Source organism: Novosphingobium sp., from assembly GCF_032093395.1.
Classification (GTDB): domain Bacteria; phylum Pseudomonadota; class Alphaproteobacteria; order Sphingomonadales; family Sphingomonadaceae; genus Novosphingobium.
Window position 1 is genome coordinate 1 of the sequence record NZ_DAMDBA010000177.1, and the last position, 1,538, is coordinate 1,538.

2 protein-coding genes are annotated in these 1,538 nt (G+C 67.6%); one reads left to right on the forward strand and one right to left on the reverse strand.

Annotated elements, in window-relative coordinates; translation table 11 throughout:
• The coding region (priA, locus tag RT424_RS24500; RefSeq protein ID WP_313443514.1) for a primosomal protein N' at positions 1-1,106 on the forward strand (1,106 nt) is incomplete at its 5' end.
• Positions 1,107-1,250: 144 nt separating this feature from the next.
• On the opposite strand, the gene RT424_RS24505 is transcribed toward priA, so the two are convergent.
• A partial coding sequence (locus RT424_RS24505; RefSeq protein WP_313443516.1) for a methylated-DNA--[protein]-cysteine S-methyltransferase occupies positions 1,251-1,538 on the reverse strand: 288 nt, incomplete at its 5' end.

A 1,538-nucleotide genomic window follows, 5' to 3' on the forward strand; every position in this document is an offset into this window, starting at 1 on the left:
AATCGATGCAGCTTGCCGAGGCCGGCGTCTATCGCAAGATCGACCTGCCCTCGCGCTTCGGCGGCGCGCAATTGCCGGACATACAGATCCTGGACTTGCGGCAGGAACCGCCGGAACGCGGCAAGTGGCTCGCTCCCCGCCTGGTCGAGGAAATGAAGGCCAGGCTGGCGCGCGGCGAACAGTCGCTGCTGTTCCTCAACCGCCGGGGCTATGCGCCGCTGACGCTCTGCCGCCACTGCGGCTACCGGTTCCAGTGCCCGAACTGCACAGCCTGGCTGGTGGAGCACCGCTTCTCGCAGCGCCTTGCCTGCCATCACTGCGGTCATGAAGTGCCCGTGCCCGATGCCTGCCCGGAATGCGGCACCGGCGATTGCCTCGTCGCCTGCGGCCCCGGCGTCGAGCGCATCGCCGACGAAGTGGCCGAAATCCTGCCTGAGGCCCGGGTCGCCCTCGTCACGTCGGACACCATGAACACGGCCGAGGCGGTCGGCGAATTTGTCGCCAAAGCCGAAGGCAAGGCGATCGACGTGATCGTCGGCACCCAGCTCGTCACCAAGGGATACCACTTCCCGGACCTCACGCTGGTGGGTGTCGTCGATGCCGATCTCGGCCTCGAAGGCGGTGATTTGCGGGCTGCGGAGCGCACGTACCAGCAGGTCGCGCAAGTCGCCGGACGGGCGGGACGCGGCGAGAAACCAGGCGAAGTGCTGATCCAGACCCGGCACCCGGAGGCTTCGGTGATCTCGGCACTGGCCGCCGGAGACCGAGACGCCTTCTACGCCGCCGAGACCGAGGCTCGCCGCGACGCGGGCGCACCGCCCTTCGGCCGCTGGGCGGCGATCATCGTCTCCTCGGAAGACCAGTCCGAAGCGAAAGCCGCCGCCCGCGCCATCGGCGGTACCGCGCCAAACCATCCGGACATGCTGGTGCTCGGTCCTGCCCCCGCCCCACTCTCACTGCTGCGCGGTCGCCACCGGTTTCGCCTGCTGATCAACGCCCGCCGATCCGCGGAATTGCAGAAAACGCTGCGGGAATGGCTGGAGCCCCTCCAGTTCCCTCGCAGCGTTCGGGTGAACATCGATATCGACCCCTATTCCTTCGTATAAATCGCGCAGGAATACTCGTCGTCCCGGACTTGATCCGGGACCGCTGGCCATGAACAGCCCACCTCGCAGTAGAGCGCCCCGGCGCAAGCTACTGCCTGGAGAACTGCCAGCGGTCCCGGATCAAGTCCGGGACGACGAACAGCTTCACCCCCGTTCGCGCTTCAGCAGTTCGCGCTTGATCGCCTCGCTATAGGCATAGCCCCCGATCGTCCCATCCGTGCGGATCACCCGGTGGCAGGGGATCAGCACCGCCACGTTGTTCGCGCCGTTGGCCGAGCCTGCCGCACGAACCGCGCCCGGCTTGCCGACTGCCGCCGCGATCTGGGCATAGCTGCGCGTCTCGCCCGGAGGAATGCGCTGCAACTCCCGCCAGACCGCCTCCTGAAAAGCCGTTCCCTGCACATCGAGCGGGATCGCCCGGGACTGTCCCGG